This window comes from Alteromonas sp. HB246098 (genome assembly GCF_054890645.1).
Window position 1 is genome coordinate 1,173,059 of record NZ_JBTZUG010000001.1, and the last position, 20,205, is coordinate 1,193,263.

Genomic DNA, 20,205 nt, shown 5'->3' on the forward strand with positions numbered 1-20,205 from the left:
TAGACGCTAAAAAATTTTCTGCAAACCGATGCGACACTTTTTAATCTAAAAATGAATAAATTAGGGGGAACTACCTATAACCTATACCAAAGGATATATCTCCCCCGTACCACGGTCCGGTAACCGATTTAAAAACCTCTGCTACGCTTTTTTATATAGCGTGATTTTTATTGATTGAGAGGGAAATATGGCTGAAGTAATCATTGCAGAAGTAAATGGTGAGGCTTCTATTGTTCGTGGTGACACAGGTGAACAAGTTACTGCTACTGTCGGAATGACTGTTTATGAGGGTGATGTGTTAGATGTCTCACCTGATGGTTTCGTCACCGTTAGTGTTGATGGCGAACTTCGCACACTTCCAGCTGGGCAAAGTGTCACTTTCCCGCTCCAATTAGATTTTACAGAAAACAATTCTGACGATGAATTTGCTGTCTTTGATGAGAGTGTAGATGAGCTTGCCGCATTACTTGACGGCGTTGATGGCGCGGAGAGTATCGAAGGTGAGAACCAAGCAGGCGATGCTGATTTTCTTGACGCGCTTTCTGGTGACGGCGACATCTTAGAGTCATTGGAAGCTACCGCTGCCGGCCTTGATGGCGGTGCTGGAGCAGGCGGAGGGAGTAATTTTGTTCGCGTTGACCGCATAAATGAAGATGTTGACCCAGCCGGTTTCCAGTTCGATCAAAATGCAAACGATAATGACGATGTTGCGCCCGTTGAATTTTCTGAAACAGGTGAACAAGCGCAAGACATTTCTCTTACTCTTGACGCAATCGGTTTAACAAGCGACACCACGCCCACCTTATCCGGTATTACTTCAGCTATTCCGGGTAGTACAGTCACACTAACTGTTACCGACAGTGCTGGGAATATCCAAACTGTTACTGCTATCGTACAAGGCGATGGCACATTTAGTGTAGACGTACCAAACGCATTGGCCGATGGTGAATTTACTGTAGACGCCACCGTGCTAGAACCTACCGGCAACACAGCTGATAGCTCTACCACCGGCGAAATTGACGCTACCGCCCCAACCATTACTATTAATGCGCCAGGTTCTGATAACGACACCACGCCAACCCTTTCAGGTACAACCGATGCCACTCCTGGCAGCACAGTTACGCTAACCATTACCGACAGTGCAGGCAATACTCAAACCGTGACAGCTATTGTGCAAGCAGACGGCACCTATAGCGTTGATGTACCCGCTGAATTAGCCGAAGGTGAATTTACCGTTAACGCCAGCGTGACCGATGAAGCAGGCAATACAGCAACCGCTGATACCACAGGGGAAATTGATACCACCGCCCCAACCATTACCATTAATGCGCCGGGTTCTGATAACGACACCACGCCAACCCTTTCAGGTACAACCGATGCCACTCCTGGCAGCACAGTTACGCTAACTATTACCGACAGTGCAGGCAATACTCAAACCGTAACTGCCATTGTGCAAGCCGATGGCACCTACAGCGTTGATGTACCCGCTGAATTAGCGGAAGGTGAATTTACCGTTAACGCCAGCGTGACCGATGAGGCTGGCAATACAGCAACCGCTGATACTACAGGTGAAATTGATACCACCGCCCCAACCATTACCATTAATGCGCCGGGTTCAGATAACGACACCACACCTACCCTGTCAGGTACCACTGATGCCGCGCCGGGTAGCACGGTTACATTAACCATTACCGATAGCGCGGGCAATACGCAAACCGTGACTGCCATTGTGCAAGCAGACGGCACGTATAGCGTTGACGTACCTGCCGAATTAGCCGAAGGCGAATTCACCGTCAACGCCAGCGTTACCGACGAAGCGGGCAATACCTCAACCACAGACACTACCGGCGAAATTGATACCACAGCACCGTCGATCACTATCGACACCATAGCGACAGGTAACGACACTACGCCAACCTTGTCAGGTACAACGGATGCTACACCGGGTAGTGCAGTTACACTAACTATCACCGATAGCGCGGGCAACACGCAAACCGTGACAGCCATTGTGCAAGCAGACGGCACCTATAGCGTTGATGTACCCGCTGAATTAGCCGAAGGTGAATATACCGTTAATGCCAGCGTGACTGATGAGGCTGGCAATACAGCGACCACAGACACCACGGGCGTAATTGATACCAGTGCACCGTCGATAACTATCGACACCATAGCGACAGGTAACGACACCACGCCGACCCTTTCGGGTACTACCGATGCCGCGCCGGGTAGCACAGTAACATTAATTATTACCGATAGTGCAGGCGTTACTCAAACCGTGACCGCCACTGTGCAGGCTGACGGCACCTATAGCGTTGATGTGCCCGCTGAATTGGCCGAAGGTGAATTTACGGTTAGTGCCACCGTGACCGATGAGGCGGGCAACACAGCAACCACAGATACTGCCGGCGAGATTGATACTACTGCACCGTCAGTCACTATCGACACCATAGCGACAGGTAACGACACAACGCCGACCCTTTCAGGTACTACCGATGCCGCGCCTGGTAGCACAGTAACATTAACCATTACCGATAGTGCAGGCGTTACTCAAACCGTGACTGCCATTGTGCAAGCAGACGGCACCTATAGCGTTGACGTACCTACTGAACTAGCTGAAGGTGAATTTACGGTTAACGCCAGAGTGACTGATGAAGCAGGCAATACGGCCAATGCTGACGCTCAGGGTGCTATCGACGTGACGGCGCCAACCATCTCATTAAACGACCCGGGAATAAATGGCGATGCTACACCCACACTTTCGGGATTAACGGATGCCGTGCCCGGAAGCACGATAACCCTTACCGTTACCGATAGTGCTGGCGTTACTCAAACCTTTACCACCACTGTGCTTGCCGATGGTACCTTTACCGTTGAAGTTCCAAATGCGGTGGCTGAAGGTACATACAGCGTAACTGCCGAGGTGACAGATGGTGCGGGTAACACCGCACAAGCAACAGCAAGCGGCGATTATGATTCTACAAGTCCTTCGACGACCGTAAATCAACCTGCGCCAACGAACGATACTACGCCCAACGTTTCTGGTGAAACCGATGCCCCTCCTGGCAGTGAAGTGGTCATTGTTGTAACAGATAGCGAGGGTAACGAACAAACAATCGTTACTACAGTGGGCGCTGACGGCACATTCAACGAAGATGTTCCAGCGGAACTTAGCGAAGGCGAGTACACGGTAGATGTTACTGTGACGACACCAGCAGGTAACAGTTCTACCACCACAGTGACTGGCGAGATTGACACCACGGCGCCGATAATCAGCCTTGATCCTATTGGCTCAACCAATGATGACACGCCAGTGATAAATGGCGACACCGACGCAGAACCGGGTGCGATAGTAACACTAGATATCGTGCATTCAGATGGCACTACGCAAACCATTACTGCAACAGTGCAAGAAGACGGTAGCTTCAGCGCTGAAGTCCCGCAAGCGCTCGCAAATGGCGACTTCACGGTAACCGCTACTGTGTCTGATGTGGCGGGCAATACCGCTTCAACCTCCATCGATGCGGTTATTAATACCCAAGGCCCTAATGTTGTTATTGAAACCGGCTCTCCTACCAACGGTAGTGAAGGCATAGGGGGTTCGTCAGACGCCCCTAATTCAGAGGTTGTGGTTGTTATCACCGATAGCGACGGCAACAGCCAGACAATAACGGGGACAACCGATGAGAATGGCAACTTCAATGTTGCATTCCCTCCTGGCTCTGAAGAGGGCGAATACGAGATTGAAGTGACGGTGACAGACGAAAATGGCAATAGCTCTACCGCCACGGCCACTACTGTACTTGATACCACCCCACCGATTGTGAACATCGACCCGCAAACGGATACTAACGACACAACACCGACTATCTCAGGTAATACAGATTTACCAGCGGGCAGCGAGGTCGCTATTACCGTCACCGATAGTCAGGGTAATACGCAAACTGTTACCGCCATTGTTGATGAAAATGGTAATTTCAGCGCCGATGTCGAAGAAGCGCTAGCACAAGGCAACTATGAGGTTTCTGTCGAAGCAACTGATGCAGCGGGTAATACAACTACCGCTGTCGACAACAGTGGCAACATAGACACTACCGCACCAGCGCTTTCTTTAGACCCGCAAACTGACGGCAGCGACACCACACCAACAATTTCTGGCTCTACCGATTTACCACCTGGTTCAACAGTATCCATTGTAGTGACCGACAGTGCGGGCAATACACAAACTATCGATGCCATCGTTGATGAAAACGGTGATTTTAGCGTGGACTTACAAACGCCGCTTACTGAGGGTGAATATACCGTAGAGGCCAGTGCAACAGACGAGGCCGGCAATACAACGACTGTTACTGAAAATGGCGGCAACATTGATACGCAAGCCCCCACCATATCACTAGAGCCACTTGGCACAGGTAACGACACGACACCGTCAATTAGCGGCTCTACAAACTTGGAAGCAGGAAGCACGGTTACACTTACCGTTACCGATAGTGCTGGAAACAGCCAAACCTTTACTACCACAGTAGACGCGAACGGCGAATTTAGCGCAGACGTGCCTGCTGAACTCGCTGACGGCGACTACACTGTTGAAGCAACAGCCACCGATGCTGCGGGAAATAGTGCTTCGACATCACAAACTGGCACCGTGGACAGCAATGCGCCAAGCTTAACCCTTGACCCACTGGGTGATGATAACGACACCACGCCTACTATCTCAGGTACTACCGATTTACCCGCTGGCGGCACTGTTACACTGTCTGTTACCGATGCGCTTGGCAATACGCAAACATTTACGGCAACGGTAGACGGTTCTGGTAATTTCAGTGTCGATGTGCCCAATCCGCTAGCGGAAGGTGAATATAGCGTAACGGCTACAGCGACCGACGCGAACGGCAATACTGCAACGGCAACGGAAACTGGCGGTAATATCGATATTACATCGCCGCTGGTTAACTTGGATGCTCAAGGCAGTACCAATGATACTACGCCAACCATCTCAGGTAACACAGACCAGGCACCGGGTAGCAGTGTATCAATCACGGTTACAGACAGTGCAGGCAATACGCAAACCTTTGACGCTCTTGTCCAAAATGACGGTACTTTCTCTGTTGACGTGCCGGCAGAACTGGCCGACGGCAACTTTACTGTTACCGCGACGGTCACTGACGATGCGGGTAATCAAGACTCTGCATCCACACAGGGCAATATTGATACCGCAGCACCAACGCTATCGCTTGACCCACAAGACATTGGCAACGACACCACGCCACTTATTAGTGGCACGACAGATTTACCACAAGGTAGCACGGTAACACTGGTGGTCACCGATAGCTTAGGTAACCAGCAAACTATTGAAGCCGTTGTTGATGAAAACGGAGGCTTTAGCGCTGAAGTACCTAGCGCATTAGCAGAAGGTAACTACTCCGTTACAGCAACCGCTGTCGATGAAAATGGTAATACCGCTAGCGTGACAGAAAACGGCGGCATTGTAGATACAACCGCTCCATCGCTATCTTTAAATCCAGTGGGGTCTGGCAACGATCCCACACCAACTTTATCGGGCAGCACCGATCTGCCTGAGGGGAGTGTTGTCTCGCTAACGGTCGTAGATAGCGCAGGTAACATTCAAACTATCAACACCTTAGTCGATGCTAACGGTAATTTCTCTGTCGACGTCCCTCAAGAACTGGCTGATGGAGACTTTACTGTTACTGCCACGGCAGAAGACGAGGCAGGCAATGAAGTTACAGACAACGCAACGGGTAATATTAATACCAATGCACCCACGTTAGTGCTAGATGGACAAGGCGAGACGAATGACAGCACGCCCGTTATTTCAGGTACCACCAACTTGCCTGAAGGAAGCACGGTTACTTTAACCGTGACGGATAGCACAGGTAACACGCAAACGATTACCGCGACAGTAGGTGCAGACGGAACATTTAGTGCGGATGTTACCACCCCACTCGCTGATGGCGCTTACACCGTTAGCGCCAGCGCAACTGACGGCGATGGCAATACCACAACAGTAACCGACAATGGCGGCGTTGTAGATACCACCGCGCCTACGCTTACCCTAGAAAACCCTGGCAGCACGGGTGACACCACACCAACACTTTCAGGCACGACAGACCTTCCTGAAGGAAGCACGGTTACACTTGTTGTAACAGATAGCGCTGGAAACACGCAAACTATCAATGCCTTGGTCGATGCAAATGGTAACTTTAGCGTAGATGTGCCAAACGCACTAGCTGACGGCGACTTTACTGTGACTGCCACTGCAACCGACAGTGCAGGCAATACCGCGAATGCCAATACAACAGGTAATGTAGATAGCGAAGCGCCACTGTTAACCCTTGATACGCTAGGCGCTACTAGCGATGTTACACCAACTATCACGGGTACTACCGACGTGGCACCTGGCACATTGGTTACCATTACTGTGGTAGATGCCAACGGTAACTCGCAAAGTTTCCAAGCAGCCGTGCAAGCAGACGGCACATTCAGTGCCGATGTGCCTAGCGCTCTAGCTGAAGGCGACTTTACCGTTACGGCAACAGTAAGCGATGCACAAGGCAACACCGCGACGGCAAACGAAACAAATGGAAGTATTGATACACAAGCGCCTGTTGTTAACGTTAACTCGTTAGATTCAGGTAATGACACTACGCCGGTTATTTCAGGTAATACAGATTTACCTGAAGGTGCTGTCGTTGTGATCACCGTGACTGACAGTAATGGCGACACGCAAACCATTAACGCATTGGTTGATGCAGATGGTAACTTTGCAACAGAGGTATTGTCTCCACTGCCTGAAGGAGATTACAGCGTCGAAGTTACCGCGACAGATGATGCTGGTAATTCAACAACCGCAACTGAGGACGGTGGCAATATTGACACCACCGCCCCTGTACTTACGCTAAATCCGCAGGGCACAGGCAACGATGAAACGCCTAACATATCGGGCAGCACTGATTTAGCACCGGGAAGCACGGTAACGTTAACCGTCACAGATAGCGCAGGCAATACACAAACCTTTGACGCCATTGTGGACGCAAACGGTGACTTCAGCGCGGATGTTCCAAACGCTATACCAGACGACAGCTACACGGTAACAGCAAGTGCCTCAGACGATGCAGGTAATACAACCACCGCTTCTGATACCGGTACGTTAGATACCAGCGCCCCTGCGTTGACATTAGATGCGCAAGTTACGGTTAGCGATACTACACCAACCATTACAGGTACGACTGACCTACCCGCGGGTTCAACCGTGACGCTTTTTGTCACTGACAGTGCAGGCAACACCCAAACCTTTACTGCACTTGTTGATGCAAGCGGTAACTTTAGTGCTGATGTCCCAGCGCCTCTTGCCGAAGGTGATTACTCAGTAACCGCCACCGCTACTGACAGCAACGGAAATAGTGCCTCTGTCACCGACAATAACGGTATCGTCGATACTGTCGCCCCCGTTATTTCACTAGATGCGCTGGGTTCAAATAACGATACTACGCCTACCATTTCAGGCACTACGGACTTAGCAGCAGGTGAGAGCGTAACACTGACGATCACCGACAACGTTGGCAATACACAAACTGTCACCGCAACGGTTGATGCAAACGGCAACTTTACTGTGGATGTGCCAGCCGCACTGGCCGAAGGTGACTATACGGTTACTGCAACGGCCACCGACGATGCTGGCAACAGTGCGTCAGCCAATGCAACAGGTACCATAGACACCACAGCGCCTACCCTAACCTTAGACCCTCAAGGGTTAGGCAACGACATAACCCCAACTATTTCGGGAAGTACAGATCTAGCGGAAGGTAGCGTGGTCTCCTTGGTTATCACAGATAGTGCAGGCAACATTCAAACAATTACAGCAACAGTTGATGCTGCAGGAAACTTTACGGTTGATGTGCCCGGGGCACTTGCTGAAGGCTCGTACAGTGTTGAAGCTACCGCCACTGATGAAGCAGGCAACAGCACGTCGGTTCTTGATAATTCAGGCGTTATCGACATCACGCCACCTGAGCTAAACCTTGACGAATTAACGCCAGAGAATAACGCTACGCCAACCATTTCTGGCACCACAAACCTTCCAGCTGGCGCCATTGTCACACTAACGGTGGTCGACAGTGCGGGTAACACGCAAACCTTTGCCGCAACGGTACAAACCGACGGCAGTTTTGCCGCCAACGTACCTTCGCCACTAGCTGAAGGTGACTATACGGTTACCGCAACCGCTCAAGACGCGGCAGGCAACCAAGGTTCTGATTCTGAAACGGGTGGCAGCGTAGATACCACAGCACCTGTTATCACTTTGGATCCGCTTGGTACAGGTAACGATAACACGCCTACCATTAGCGGAAGTACCGACCTAGCCGCAGGAAGCACAGTAACCATTACAGTAACTGACAGCGTTGGCACTGAGCAGACGTTTACTGCAACTGTTGATGCTAACGGCGACTTCAGTGCAGATGTGCCCAATCCTATGGCTGACGGAAACTTCGACGTTACTGCAACGGCCACTGATGCTGCAGGCAATACTGCTACAGATACAGTGAGCGGCGACATAAACTCTGCCGCGCCTACCCTATCCCTTGATCCTCTTGGTTCGGGCAACGACACGACGCCGACTATTTCAGGTAATACCGACTTAGCGCCAGGTAGTACTGTAACGCTAACTGTGACTGACAGTGCTGGAAACACACAGACATTCAGTGCCATAGTGCAAGGTGATGGAAGCTTTACGGCTGATGTTCCTGCGAGCCTACCTGAAGGTGACTATTCTGTTACTGCCACCGGCACAGATGGCGCTGGCAACAGTGCATCGGTAACCGAAAATGGCGGTAATATCGATACCACAGCCCCATCGATAACCATCGATACACAAGGGCTTGGCAATGATGCAACGCCGTCTATCTCTGGCACCACAGACCTCAATGCTGGCGACACGGTTAGCATAAGCGTGACAGACAACGCTGGAAATACCCAAACATTCACAGCAACTGTTCAAAACGATGGCACTTACAGTGCTGATGTTCCTGCCGATTTAGCTGAAGGCAGTTTCAGTGTGACTGTCACTGCGACTGACGATGCGGGTAATTCAGCAACGGCAATAGATAACAACGGTGTCATAGATACAGCAGCCCCCACCATAACGTTAGACGCACAAAGCCTGACCAACGACGCTACACCGACTATATCGGGAACCACCGACTTGGCTGCGGGCAACACGGTAAGCATTAGCGTGACTGACAACCAGGGCAATACGCAAACTTTCACTGCTACCGTTCAAGGGAATGGTAGCTTTAGCGCTGATGTGCCGGTTGACCTTGCTGAAGGCGATTACACAGTAGAAGTGACGGCAACTGATGATGCAGGCAATCAAAACACAGCGGTTGATAACAACGGTACAGTTGACACCACTCCACCTGTTATCAACTTAGATCCAGTGGCCAGCGGCAATGACGCAACGCCAGTATTAAGCGGTACTACCGACTTGCCTGAGGGAGCAACAATTACACTGGTCGTCACCGATGCAGGCGGTAACGTACAGAACCTTACCGCTACGGTAAACGCGGATGGCACTTTCTCAGTTGAAGTACCCAGCGCGCTTGTTGATGGCGATTACGATGTAACAGTAAGTGCGAGCGATGCTGCGGGCAATAGCACGACAGTGACGGATAGCGGCAATATTAATGCAAGCGCCCCGGACATTACCCTAGATGCCCTTGGCCAGACAAACGATGCTACGCCTCTTATTTCAGGCATAACTAACGCGCCGGTTGGTGCTACCGTCACTTTAACAGTGACAGATAGTGCTGGATCAGTTCAAACCTTTACTGCAACAGTCCAAGGAGATGGCACCTTCAGCGCAAGCGTACCGTCAGACTTGGCCGAAGGTAGTTACACAGTTGTCGCAGAAGTGACTGACGGCGCCGGAAATACAGGTTCTGACTCTGAAACTGGCGGTGTGGTAGATACCACATCACCGGCTATTGATGTGGCAGATCCGGGTATTGGCAATGATGCAACACCAACCATTAGCGGCACGACAGACCAGCCAGCCGGAAGCACAGTTTCAATTACCGTCACCGATAACGCTGGCAATATACAAACCTTATCAGCAACCGTGCAAAGCGACGGCTCTTTCAGCGTAGACGTTCCGACCACTTTGGCTGAGGGTAACTTCACAGTTCAGGCAACAGTCGTTGATGAAGCAGGCAATACAGCGTCCGACGCTGAAACCGGCGTAATCGACACAATTTCACCTGTTATTACGCTGGACGAGCCAGGTACAGTTAGCGACTCAACCCCAACCATAAGCGGTACTGTAGATTTGCCGCAAGGTTCTACAGTGCAAATAACTGTTGTTGATAGTGCGGGTAATACACAGGTGTTCTCTGCATTGGTTGCCGCAGGCGGCGTATTCTCTGCCGATGTACCAGCGGCGATGGCTGAAGGAAACTTCACTGTTTCAGCAACCGCCACTGATACAGCTGGCAACAGTACAACCGATAACGAGGCAGGCGTAGTTGATACTCTAGTACCTACACTTACTATAGATGTTGCCGATACCACTAACGACGCGACGCCACTCATTACCGGTACAACCGATGAACCTGCGGGCTCTGTGGTCACTATTTTGGTAACGGATAGCGCTGGTGCGACCCAGACCTTAAGTGCAGTGGTACAGGTCGATGGTTCTTTCTCTATCTCCCCAGGTACGGATTTAGCTGAAGGCGACTTCACGGTAAGCGCGACCATTAGTGATGAGGCAGGTAATACAGCAACAGCCAGTGATGCTGGAAGCATAGACACTACAGCACCATCATTAACCTTAACGCCACTTGAGGAAGGCAATGACACAACGCCTACTCTATCTGGTAGCACAAACCTTGCGCAGGGTAGTGAAGTTACGCTTGTGGTAACTGACAGCGCCGGAAATGTTCAAACCCTTACAGCTACGGTTGATGTAAATGGAAACTTTACAGTGGATGTGCCTGCGCCTTTAGCTGAAGGTGCATACAGTGTTGAAGCCACGGCGAGTGATGAAGCGGGTAATAGCACTACCGTCATAGACAATACAGGCGTTATTGATACGACAGCCCCTACTCTATCGTTAGATACACTAGCCCCAGACAGTGACACTACACCTACAATATCCGGGAATACTGACCTGCCTGCAGGTGCAACGGTAACGATTACTGTGACGGATAACGCAGGTGTAAGTCAAACCTTCGATGCAACCGTTCAGGGAGACGGCAGTTTCTCGGCCGATGTGCCAAGCCCCATGGCTGAAGGAGGGTATACCGTTACCGCCTTTGCCCAAGACCCAGCAGGCAATGAGACTACTGCCGCTGAAACAAACGGTAGCGTAGACACTACCGCGCCGACTATCAACTTAGATGCACAAGGCACAGGTAACGATACTACGCCAACGATCACCGGTAGCACCGATTTAAGCCCAGGTAGTTCAGTGACCATAACCGTCATTGACAGCGCGGGAGCAGAACAGACATTTACGGCTATTGTCGATAGCCTTGGTAATTTTAGCGCCGACGTGCCCAATGCAATGGCAGACGGAAACTTCGATGTTACTGCTACCGCCACTGATGCCGCTGGAAACTCGGCGTCTGATACTACCAGCGGCAATATCAATACAGCCGTGCCAAACCTAACCTTGGACTCGCTTGGCACAGGAAACGACACAACACCAAACATTTCCGGTACTACAGATATTGCGCCAGGCAGCGCCGTATCCATCAGCGTTACCGATGCTGCTGGTAATACGCAAACATTTGACGCCATTGTTCAAGCTAATGGCACCTTCTCTGTAGATGTGCCAGCAGCCCTATCTGAAGGTAATTATTCAGTCACCGCAAGTGCAACAGATGGCGCGGGTAATACGGCAACCGCAAACGAAAATGGCGGTGTTATCGATACTACTGCGCCAGCTGCGCCTACGGTTGATGCAGGCAATGGTACCGAAATTACCGGCACAGCCGAAGCAGGCGCTGTCGTAAACGTAGACGTTGACGGTGATGGCACATCTGATTTCACGGTTATTGCTGATGGCGATGGTAACTGGTCAGTAACACCCACAACACCGCTAGCGGATGGCGTGGTTGTCACGGCAACAGCAACCGATGAAGCTGGCAATACGAGTAGCCCGGCGTCTGATACGGTAGACGCTGTTGCGCCAATCGTTGCCTTTAACGACCTAACGACTAATGACACCACACCTGCACTTACCGGTTCGGTAGACGATCCAACCGCCATCGTGGTCGTTACCATTAACGGTACAGACTATACCGCGACAAACAATGGTGATGGCAGCTGGACACTGGCTGACGATATCGTTGCCGCGCTGGCTGAAGGTAGCTATACCGCTACGGTTACTGCTACTGATGCCGATGGTAACACCGGAACTAACTCTGGTACTGTGGTGATTGATATCACTGCTCCAGCAGCGCCTACCGTCGATGCAGGTAACGGCACTGAAATTACGGGTACCGCTGAAGCAGGCGCAACCGTAAATGTGGACGTGGACGGCGACGGCACGCCAGACTTTACCGTCATCGCAGATGGCGATGGAAATTGGTCAGTAACACCCACTACACCGCTGGCCGATGGCGTAGTTGTTACGGCAACGGCGGTTGATGAAGCTGGCAATGTCAGTGCACCAGCGTCAGATACAGTAGATGCTGTTGCGCCAGTCGTTGCAATCAATGACTTAACCACTAATGACGCTACACCAGAGCTAACCGGAACGGTTGACGATCCAAGCGCTATCGTAGTAGTGACCATTGATGGTGTGGACTACACCGCAACTAACAATGGCGATGGAAGTTGGACCCTGGCTGACGATGCAGTGGCTACACTTGCAGATGGTAGCTATACCGCTACCGTTACTGCCACTGATGCCGATGACAATGTAGGTTCAAATTCAGGAACCGTAGTGATTGATACTACACCACCTGCCATACCTACTGTGGATGCGGGCAACGGCACTGAAATTACCGGTACCGCTGAAGCAGGCGCAACCGTAAATGTAGACGTGGATGGCGACGGCACGCCCGATTTCACCATCATCGCTGATGGCGACGGTAATTGGAGCATTACGCCTGATACACCGCTTGCCGATGGCGTAATTGTGACCGTAACGGCAACTGACGCAGCGGGTAACATTAGCAACCCAGCCTCAGACACGGTTGACGCGGCTGCACCAGTAGTTGCCTTCAACGATGTAACAACAAACGATACAACGCCGGCACTTACTGGTTCGGTCGACGACCCAACAGCCACTGTGATTGTGAACATCAACGGTGCCGACTATACCGCCATCAATAACGGTGATGGCACGTGGACACTGGCTGACGATGCGGTGGCGGCACTTGCTGAAGGTAGCTATACCGCAACGGTTACTGCAACCGACCCAGAAGGTAATGTGGGTACGAATACTGGTACAGTGGTTATTGATACCACAGCACCAGCAGCGCCTACCGTTGAAGCGGGCAACGGCACTGAAATTACCGGCACAGCCGAAGCGGGCGCAACGGTAAATGTGGATGTAGACGGAGACGGCACGCCAGATTTCACCGTGATCGCTGATGGCGACGGCAATTGGAGCGTAACGCCAGATACACCATTGGCAGATGGAGTTGTAGTAACGGCAACGGCTACTGATGAAGCGGGCAACGCCAGTGGGCCGGCATCTGACACGGTAGACGCCGTGGCACCTGTTGTAACCATCAATGATGTAACGACCAACGACACTACGCCTGCGCTAATGGGTACGGTTGATGACCCAACGGCTACTGTTGTAGTCACCATTGACGGCAACGACTATACCGCTACCAATAACGGTGACGGTACGTGGACGCTGGCTGATAACGTAGTCGCCACACTCGCTGAAGGTAGTTACCCAACATCTGTTACTGCAACTGACGATGCGGGTAATACCGATACCGACACTGGTACTGTAGTAATTGATGTCACCGCACCTACGGTTGCAATAAACGACCTGACCACCAACGACACCACGCCAGAGCTTACCGGTACGGTGAACGACCCGAATGCGGTTGTGGTGGTGACCATTGACGGCAACGATTATACCGCTACCAATAACGGTGACGGCACATGGACACTGGCTGATAACGCAGTTGCTACACTCGCTGAAGGCAGCTACCCCACTTCGGTAAGTGCAACAGACGCCGCGGGCAACACGGTAACCAATACAGGTACAGTGGTAATTGATACCACAGCGCCTACCGTTGCAATAAACGATCTAACCACCAACGACACCACGCCTGAGCTTACCGGTACGGTAAACGACCCGAATGCGGTTGTGGTGGTGACCATTGACGGCAATGATTACACCGCTACCAACAATGGTGATGGCACCTGGACGTTAGCTGACAATGTAGTCGCCACGCTTGCAGAAGGCAGCTACCCAACATCGGTAAGTGCAACAGACGCCGCAGGTAATACGGTGACCAACACAGGTACAGTGATAATTGATACAACCGCGCCTACCGTTGCAATAAACGATCTTACCACCAACGACACCACGCCAGAGCTTACCGGTACGGTGAACGACCCCAATGCGGTTGTGGTGGTAACGATTGACGGCAATGATTACACCGCTACCAACAATGGTAACGGCACCTGGACACTGGCTGATAATATCGTCGCCCTGCTTGCTGAGGGTAATTATACGGCTGTGGTTACCGCCACAGATGCGGTAGGCAATGTTGCAACTGATACAGGTACCGTTGTTATCGATACCAGTATTGATGAAAACAATAATGGTCAAACAGTAACGTTCGATAGTATCTCAAATGACTCCGGGGTGGCTGGAGACTTTATTACTAGCGACAGCACGCTAATCTTTAATGGCACGGTTGACCTTGGTGACAATACTACTCTAACCGTTACCGTTGATGGCACGTCCTATATTTTTGGCACTGACCCTGAACTTACCATTGATGGCAGCGGTAATTGGAGCCTTGATTTAACAGGCACAACGCTACCAGCAGGTACCTACGCGGTGGTGGCAACAGTCACCGACGAAGCAGGTAACTCGGCGAGCACAGCAAGTCAAAATGTTGTTGTACAGGCTCTTGATGCTATAAACGACGGTAACGCCGTTGATATGGGTGAGCCTGTAGTTACTGTAAATCCACCGGAAACCACCAGCGACGTGCAGGTGATTGGCTTAGCAGAGTCTACAGGCGGTGTTGATGCAAGTGCTTCCTTTACCGTTTCCCCTAACCATGTAGGTGAAGTGCTGGTAGAGGTTGACCAAATAGCACTAGTGGCTGTTGCCGATGCCTACATTGTTGAAGTGTATGACGAGAGCGGTCAAATTGTTTACAAAGGAGTAAGCGCAAACTCACAACTTGCCGATGTCGGTGGCCTAGACATCTTTAATGTGACTGGCGATGAGACTATTTCGTTCTCGTTAGCAGGCCTTGACGCTGGCAACTACAGCGTGGTGGTCCGAAATGATGAAAATATACTGGAAGATTTATTAGACAATGACAACAGTAACGACGTTGACCTTGATGAACTAGGGACAGCAGGTGTCGTGCTTGGGCCCGATAACCAAACGGAAATTCTTAATTTCGTAGAAACAACTTTAAACGGTGGAATTTTAAATGTCGTCTTGCCCGGAACCGTTGGCACGCAAGTTAGAGGGATCCTTGAAGGTCTGCTTGATACAACTACAGTAATTGGCGCAGGTCAGCTGGTTGGTCTACTAACTACGCCAATAAACGCGCTTGGTATCACAGGCCTCCTCGACGCTGTGGCCGATGTTCTTGCCGATGCATTGCTCAGCAATACATTAACCTTATTGCAAGACACTGATATCACCACCACATTAACCGAATACACTTATACGGGTGATTTAGTAGCCCAAGGTAACTTAATTGACGGTGATATTAGTGGCGTGGGTGCTGACACCATTTTAGACGGCGCACAAGTAACCCTGGTTACCAACGCCTCTGGTGATAGTGTGGCTGTTCCTGCTACTGGTACTGTTACTATTCAAGGTGACTATGGCGTACTGGAAATTGCTGCAGACGGCACATACACCTATACCGCCGATGGTGACCGCAGTACAATTGGCCAAGACGAAGTGTTTAACTACACCTTATCAGATGGTGAAACTTCTGATATTGCGGCACTTACCATCAACATATCTGGCAGCGACTTCCCGCCAGTAGTAGCCCAAACCGATAACAATGACATGGAGCTAGGTGCACAAACGGCCATTGTGAATGCACCAGTTAGCGACAGTGATTTCCAAGTGCTTGGCTTAACCGAAGGTTCACCAGCAGCGGGCTCGCCAGAGGCTAGCACAACGCTCACCGTTGATGCTGGTTTCTTTGGCGAAGTGGTTGTAGAAGTTAGCCAAACAGCGTTAGTCGCCGTCGCTGATGCGTATCGTGTTGATATTATAGATGCCGATGGCAACGTGGTCGCCTCAGCTATGACGCCGGACAATCCGTTAATAGGTGATGTAGCTGGCGTAAACCTAATCGGAATAACCGGTGACGATACGCTGGTTGCAAAATTCTCTGGGCTACCTGCCGGTGATTACACCGTGGTTGTGCGCAATGATGAAAGTGCCCTTGAGACACTATTCGATCAAAATAGCGACGGTTCGATTACGCTGACGGAGTTAGGTGATGGTGGCGTAGTACTGGGTGAAGAGAACCAAGAGGTGGTGCTAACTGCTGTTGAGGATGCATTAAACGGCACTAACGCCAGCGTATTAAATGGGCTTGGTTTAGGTACAGTTGTACGCAACTTCATTTTGGAACCAGCTTTAGGTGCAGCAGATAGCATAGGCGCTGGCGACTTGGTCAGCACTATAACTAATGGTCTTAACGCTCTTGGGTTGGGCCTTCTAGCCGATAGTGTGTTGGATGCGGTCGCGGCAGCATTGCTGAGTAATACACTTACCTTGCTTCAGTCTACCGATATAACTTCAACACTAACGGAGTATCAGTTTGAAGGTAGCACGACAACGTCGGGGAATGTTATTGATGCCGCTAATACTGGCGATGTTGCTGATAGTATTGCTGAGGGCGGTGTAGTGACGCAAGTTACCCATACCAATGGTGAGTCGGTGACTGTATTGGGCACTGGGCTATCGGGCATTACTATTGAAGGTGATTATGGCGACCTCACCATATTTGAAGACGGCAGCTACACCTACGTAGCTAACGGTGTGCGCGACGGCTTGGGTAGTACAGATAGCTTTAGCTACACCATTTCAGATGGCAGGAATACCTCTACCGCCAATCTTAACTTTAACTTGTCAGGGCAAGGGGTATCGGCAGACTCGGCCCGCGCGGAATTGACCTATGATTTTGCCACTGCGGTTGGTGTGTCAGAGCCAGATGCACTCACCTATGAATGGACTCTAGGGGTTGATCTCTTAGGTTTGACTATTGTTATACCTTCTAATGTAGATACAGTAAGTAATAGCATTATCGTTGCCGAAAATACCGTCCAAGATATCACTCTAACCGTAGATGGTGGTGATCTGCTCTCTCTAGGCTCAGGTCTCGATCTATTCATTGAACGAAATAACAACGGCACGTGGGAAGTTGTAGATACATTTTCCAGCGATCAGTTAATAGGCCTATTAGGCCTCGACGGTAATGGTGTATTTACTTCTTATGGTCTAACGGAAGGTGAGTACAGAGTGACAATGGACGTAGATACAGGAGCAGTCAGTGCTCTTGGTGGCGTTAGTGTCGATTTAAGCTCAACAGTTCACTTCTTAAATCAATTTGTGGTAGACGAAGTACAAACAGCCACAGGTAACCTATTCGAGAATGACATATTCCAGGGTACCGTAGATAAAGTGTATATCTCGGCCGATGGTACAAACTTCAACAGTTTCACCAGCACCACAATTGTTCAAGGACAATATGGGACGTTACAAATAGATGTAAATGGAGATTACACTTATACCCCAGACAACACGCTAGCCGTATTTGGTGGCACCTTAACGGATACCTTTACTTATCGTATAGAGTATCCAGACGGTACTGTCGAGCAGGCAGAGTTTAACGTGTTTGTGAAGGCATCGGGTGAAGGTGTACCTGAAGTAGTGACGACCACTTCATCTGAGTCTGTAAGTGCGTCAGATAGCAGCGGCACCGTTGTTACTGACGAGCCTACAGCACCTGACGTGATTGACCTAACAGGGCAAACGCTTCAAACAGTTGACCTGATTGCTGAAACTCGATTGGTAACGCCAGAAAACGAGGCTACTGCGCCGCTATTGAGCACGGAGCCAGTAGAAAGCATTGCACCTGTAGAGAGTACACCTGAAATCATTACGCTACCTGAAGAGGAAGTGAGCACGCTTGGTACTGATGTGGGCGATGGTTTTGGCGGTGGCGACACTATCGACTTGTCTGGTACTAAGCTTGATACGGTTGATATTGGCGGTCCTATACCCACCGCGCCGAACGAGGGTACAAGCCCGCTTTCGCCTGAAGTTTTAACGCCAGAAAGCACAGCGCCACAACCTATCACCTCTGGAACATTACCAGAAGACACAATTACCCTTCCAGAAGAAGGCGATATTGTAACCGCTGGCCCAGTGACAGAGGTAACTGTTGATGTGGTAGATATAGATCTTCCACCAGAAGATTTAATTCTGCCTTCAACTGAGCCTACATCCACTGATTCGGGCAGCGAAAATACGTTGTCTGATACTGGTAGTGACTTAGTGGGTGATACATCTAAAGAAGGTAGCGCTGAAGTGACAACAGCTTCTCCGACAGAGTCTGAAGTGCTGAAGACAGCGATAGATAAACTTCCACCAACGGATATCTAGTTTGGTCATGAAGCCAGCATTAAGCCCTCGTATTTAACGGGGGCTTTTTTATTGTGTGCCTAGTATCACAAGATATTTAGCAAGACATTTTAGCCGCATAAGCGCGGCGTTATAAAACACTACACCTTATTGATTAATCAAAGGGTTTCGTATTTTCTGGAACTACGTATAATAAAGTTTCCTACGCATTAGGTCCCCATAGTTTAATGGATAAAACAAGGCCCTCCTAAGGCTTAGATGTTGGTTCGATTCCAGCTGGGGACGCCATTTAAGCTGGCTTAAACCCAAAATAGAGTAAACCTTCCTATACATTCCACTCCCTTATCATTATGTTTATTTCTTCTACTTTGGTTGTAATTTAATCGAATTGCGCAATACTCTTCTAAACAGGAGAGCACAATGACTTTCGATTCGTCCCCCCAAGAAGAAACTGGCGATGATGTTGAAACACCGAGTGATTCAACATTTACCGAAGAGGAATGGTTTGCCATAGAGGCACTATCTGAGCCAGGTGCCATCTACTAACCGATGAAATTTCAAAATTAATCCCCATTTTCATAGCCGTTGCCTATTTTATGCGTTGTCTTTCTTCGCCTTTAGCTTTCCAATAAGTGCACTTCGCATAGACCTTCAGGCAAAAAATAACGTATAAATATTATGTAGTAGTTAATACGGGGAATAGTATGAGCCATTTTGAAAACGACGATATCGATTCGTTTTTTGCTGAAATGCAAGATGTAAAACCAATCGCTTCAGATGATAAGGCTTTATTACACGATCCTGAAAAGGCGCTTGCCGAAAAGCAAAAACGGGCTGCGTTGAAAGTCAGTGTTCGCGACAAGCTTGCTAACCCGTTAAGTATGGAAGGTGTAAAGCCGGTGCCGCCCGATGATTTTATACATTATCAACAACCGGGGATCCAAGACGGCGTATTTAAAAAGCTTCGCCTTGGCAAATATCCGTTGGAAACCAATGTCACATTATCAGGAAAAACCCTAGAACAAAGCCGGGACCTGATTTATAGCACTATTAAGTCAAGCCACGAACGTGGGGTTCGTGCCCTGCTCATAAAACATGGAACGGGTGAAAATAGTAAGCCATTTCCTGCGCTGAAAAAAAGCTACGTAAATCATTGGCTACGTGAACTTGATGAGGTGATTGCCTATCATACAGCACAGCCTATGCACGGCGGATTTGGCGCCACCTATGTGTTGCTGAAAAAGCACCCTCAGCAAAAACTAATAAACAGAGAAAAAAATAAGAAAGGATAAAGTGAGAGACAAGTTTTGCGGGCTACGGCAGAGCATTGGGTTCGTCTCGTTTTAAGCTTTTTA

The 20,205-nt window shown here is 50.0% G+C and carries 3 protein-coding genes and 1 tRNA gene; all 4 read left to right on the forward strand.

The window, feature by feature from the left end; translation table 11 throughout:
• The first annotated feature begins 187 nt into the window (after nt 1-187).
• Entirely contained in the window at nt 188-18,871 is an 18,684-nt protein-coding gene (locus ACYTPF_RS05075) for a BapA/Bap/LapF family large adhesin (protein ID WP_461851406.1), read from the forward strand.
• 192 nt (nt 18,872-19,063) lie between these two features.
• A tRNA-Arg gene (locus ACYTPF_RS05080) sits at nt 19,064-19,138 on the forward strand.
• Nucleotides 19,139-19,270: 132 nt separating this feature from the next.
• Nucleotides 19,271-19,396, forward strand: coding sequence for a hypothetical protein (locus tag ACYTPF_RS05085; protein ID WP_461851407.1), 126 nt, complete (start codon nt 19,271-19,273; stop codon nt 19,394-19,396).
• A 158-nt stretch (nt 19,397-19,554) separates the two neighbouring features.
• Complete coding sequence (gene smrA, locus ACYTPF_RS05090; protein ID WP_179982613.1) at nt 19,555-20,142, forward strand: DNA endonuclease SmrA; 588 nt, start codon at nt 19,555-19,557, stop codon at nt 20,140-20,142.
• Nucleotides 20,143-20,205 lie beyond the last annotated feature (63 nt).